We start from the raw sequence: 3739 nt of genomic DNA, 5'->3' as shown, positions 1-3739 counted from the left end.
GAATTCTGCGGGCTCCCCTATCTCATCTGCGCAAGGCAGAACGTGAAGACGGCCGCCCTGGACCTCGCCCGCGAGCGCCAGGCGCACGAGGCCGGCGCGCGGACCCGCGCCACGGCCCACGAGCGGACGCCGCAGCAGGAGCGCCAGAAGGCCGCCAGAGAGGCCGAGCGCGGCCGTGAGGCTTGGACGCTAGGGCAGGGCATGAAAAAGCCCGTAGCGGGCTGCTACGGGCGTCTGACGCGGTGGAAAGGGGGAGGGGATGTTGTCTACATGGCTCTGCTGTAGTGAGTGGGTTGCGCTCCGGCAGCGGTCCTGATCAATCGTCACCCTTTCTCGGTCCTTCAACGTTCCTGACAACGAGCCTCCTTTTCGCCAATCCATCGACAATCACCGCGAGTCCCTGCTCGAACGCTGCGTCCGGACCGGCTTCGTCGAAGGCGTCTATCGCGGCCCGCAACAGCGGCGAGAGCGGAGCCTGTTCAACGGTGCCGCCGCGCTCGCCGGCATCGCTGTCGCCGGCCTGCTCCTCAAGCACGGCCCCAACAGTGAAGTAGCTGATTGTCATCAGCGCATTGACGGCGTCCCCGGCCGAAAAACCCGCCTCGCAGAGGAAGCGAAGCTGCGCGTCGGCCGTTTCCATCTGCGGTGCGCCCGGTCGCGTGCCGGCATGGATGCGCGCGCCATCGCGGTAGGCGAGCAGCGCCTGCCTGAAGCTGCGGGCATTCCCGATCAGAAATGAGCGCCAGTCGTCGTCGGCTCTCGGCACCGAATGCGTATGATTCTCCGCCAGCATGGCTTCGGCCAGTGCGTCGAGCAGCGCCCGCTTGTTCCTGAAGTGCCAGTAAAGCGCCGGCTGCTGAACCCCCAACCGTTCCGCCAGTTTGCGTGTCGTCAGACCGTCTACGCCGACCTCGTTCAACAGGTCCAGGGCGGCACGGATCACTGTATTCGGCTGCAACTTTGTCATGCTTGACACTTTATCACTGATAAACATAATATGTCCACCAACTTATCAGTGATAAAGAATCCGCGCGTTCAATCGGACCAGCGGAGGCTGGTCCGGAGGCCAGACGTGAAACCCAACAGACCCCTGATCGTAATTCTGAGCACTGTCGCGCTCGACGCTGTCGGCATCGGCCTGATTATGCCGGTGCTGCCGGGCCTCCTGCGCGATCTGGTTCACTCGAACGACGTCACCGCCCACTATGGCATTCTGCTGGCGCTGTATGCGTTGATGCAATTTGCCTGCGCACCTGTGCTGGGCGCGCTGTCGGATCGTTTCGGGCGGCGGCCGGTCTTGCTCGTCTCGCTGGCCGGCGCTGCTGTCGACTACGCCATCATGGCGACGGCGCCTTTCCTTTGGGTTCTCTATATCGGGCGGATCGTGGCCGGCATCACCGGGGCGACTGGGGCGGTAGCCGGCGCTTATATTGCCGATATCACTGATGGCGATGAGCGCGCGCGGCACTTCGGCTTCATGAGCGCCTGTTTCGGGTTCGGGATGGTCGCGGGACCTGTGCTCGGTGGGCTGATGGGCGGTTTCTCCCCCCACGCTCCGTTCTTCGCCGCGGCAGCCTTGAACGGCCTCAATTTCCTGACGGGCTGTTTCCTTTTGCCGGAGTCGCACAAAGGCGAACGCCGGCCGTTACGCCGGGAGGCTCTCAACCCGCTCGCTTCGTTCCGGTGGGCCCGGGGCATGACCGTCGTCGCCGCCCTGATGGCGGTCTTCTTCATCATGCAACTTGTCGGACAGGTGCCGGCCGCGCTTTGGGTCATTTTCGGCGAGGATCGCTTTCACTGGGACGCGACCACGATCGGCATTTCGCTTGCCGCATTTGGCATTCTGCATTCACTCGCCCAGGCAATGATCACCGGCCCTGTAGCCGCCCGGCTCGGCGAAAGGCGGGCACTCATGCTCGGAATGATTGCCGACGGCACAGGCTACATCCTGCTTGCCTTCGCGACACGGGGATGGATGGCGTTCCCGATCATGGTCCTGCTTGCTTCGGGTGGCATCGGAATGCCGGCGCTGCAAGCAATGTTGTCCAGGCAGGTGGATGAGGAACGTCAGGGGCAGCTGCAAGGCTCACTGGCGGCGCTCACCAGCCTGACCTCGATCGTCGGACCCCTCCTCTTCACGGCGATCTATGCGGCTTCTATAACAACGTGGAACGGGTGGGCATGGATTGCAGGCGCTGCCCTCTACTTGCTCTGCCTGCCGGCGCTGCGTCGCGGGCTTTGGAGCGGCGCAGGGCAACGAGCCGATCGCTGATCGTGGAAACGATAGGCCTATGCCATGCGGGTCAAGGCGACTTCCGGCAAGCTATACGCGCCCTAGGAGTGCGGTTGGAACGTTGGCCCAGCCAGATACTCCCGATCACGAGCAGGACGCCGATGATTTGAAGCGCACTCAGCGTCTGATCCAAGAACAACCATCCTAGCAACACGGCGGTCCCCGGGCTGAGAAAGCCCAGTAAGGAAACAACTGTAGGTTCGAGTCGCGAGATCCCCCGGAACCAAAGGAAGTAGGTTAAACCCGCTCCGATCAGGCCGAGCCACGCCAGGCCGAGAACATTGGTTCCTGTAGGCATCGGGATTGGCGGATCAAACACTAAAGCTACTGGAACGAGCAGAAGTCCTCCGGCCGCCAGTTGCCAGGCGGTAAAGGTGAGCAGAGGCACGGGAGGTTGCCACTTGCGGGTCAGCACGGTTCCGAACGCCATGGAAACCGCCCCCGCCAGGCCCGCTGCGACGCCGACAGGATCTAGCGCTGCGTTTGGTGTCAACACCAACAGCGCCACGCCCGCAGTTCCGCAAATAGCCCCCAGGACCGCCATCAATCGTATCGGGCTACCTAGCAGAGCGGCAGAGATGAACACGACCATCAGCGGCTGCACAGCGCCTACCGTCGCCGCGACCCCGCCCGGCAGGCGGTAGACCGAAATAAACAACAAGCTCCAGAATAGCGAAATATTAAGTGCGCCGAGGATGAAGATGCGCATCCACCAGATTCCCGTTGGAATCTGTCGGACGATCATCACGAGCAATAAACCCGCCGGCAACGCCCGCAGCATCGCGACCGTCATCGGTGAGAAGTTCGGCAGGTATTGGGTGGTGACAATGTAGGTGCTGCCCCAAATGGCAGGTGCTATCGCTGTGAACAATAAATCGGGCGTGCGTAATGACATGCGATTACAAGACCTCCGCTACGGCGATGGGTTTTTGAGAGTTGCAGGCGCCGCGATGACCGCACCCTGACTTGGACTGGCCCTGCCTCGCACCAATCCACCTGCGGCTATGGCCGCGATCATGCGAGGCCCGAAAATTACACGACCTGTACACGTCCGCCGAACCCGGAACGCAACAGAGCTTCGTGGGCATCCCGATCCGGGTCGTAGCAGCAGTCCTGGACCAAACGCACGTCGTAGTCCGCATCACTAGCCCAGGCGACGCTTGAAAGAACAACGCCGGTGGTGCTTATCCCGGCCATGACAAGCGTGCTTACGCCGCGCGTCCGAAGGTCGGCGTCGAGCGCCGTGCCATAAAAGACGCTGGCTCGCGGACATGCATAGAAAAGGTCGCCCCGTTCGATCGCAAGCCCTTCGACGGGCAGACCGGTGCGAAATCGTCCGCTCGGGAGATACGGTGAGATTTGGCGATTCGTCGCCGGCGGCGCATGTTCATACTCTTCGCCGAGCGAAAAGTTGGGGAACAGCACGGGCCGGCCGCGCAAGGCGTG

The 3739-nt window shown here is 62.4% G+C and carries 5 protein-coding genes; 2 read left to right on the top strand and 3 right to left on the bottom strand.

Features of this window, described 5'->3' with window-relative positions:
• The coding region (locus A7589_RS22430) for a hypothetical protein (RefSeq protein WP_008325176.1) at positions 1–285 on the top strand (285 nt) is incomplete at its 5' end.
• Positions 286–316: 31 nt separating this feature from the next.
• Here A7589_RS22430 and tetR(A) read toward each other — a convergent pair.
• The gene (gene tetR(A) / locus A7589_RS22425) at positions 317–967 is read right to left on the bottom strand and encodes a tetracycline resistance transcriptional repressor TetR(A) (RefSeq protein ID WP_000164043.1); all 651 of its coding nucleotides are present in this window, start codon (positions 965–967) and stop codon (positions 317–319) included.
• 105 nt (positions 968–1072) lie between these two features.
• On the opposite strand from tetR(A), the gene tet(A) reads away from it, so the two are divergent.
• Positions 1073–2272, top strand: a complete 1200-nt coding sequence (gene tet(A), locus A7589_RS22420) for a tetracycline efflux MFS transporter Tet(A) (RefSeq protein WP_000804064.1) — start codon at positions 1073–1075, stop codon at positions 2270–2272.
• A gap of 31 nt (positions 2273–2303) precedes the next feature.
• Here the strand turns inward: tet(A) and A7589_RS22415 are convergent, their stop codons facing one another.
• Together A7589_RS22415 and A7589_RS22410 are read right to left on the bottom strand one after the other, a co-directional pair.
• Positions 2304–3188, bottom strand: coding sequence for a DMT family transporter (locus tag A7589_RS22415; RefSeq protein WP_000058717.1), 885 nt, complete (start codon positions 3186–3188; stop codon positions 2304–2306).
• 137 nt (positions 3189–3325) lie between these two features.
• On the bottom strand, positions 3326–3739 hold a 414-nt coding region (locus A7589_RS22410; RefSeq protein ID WP_008325179.1), incomplete at its 5' end, for a cysteine hydrolase family protein.

This window comes from Escherichia sp. MOD1-EC6475 (assembly GCF_003046645.1).
Classification (GTDB): domain Bacteria; phylum Pseudomonadota; class Gammaproteobacteria; order Enterobacterales; family Enterobacteriaceae; genus Escherichia; species Escherichia ruysiae.
This window is presented reverse-complemented; position numbering and strand designations above follow the sequence as displayed.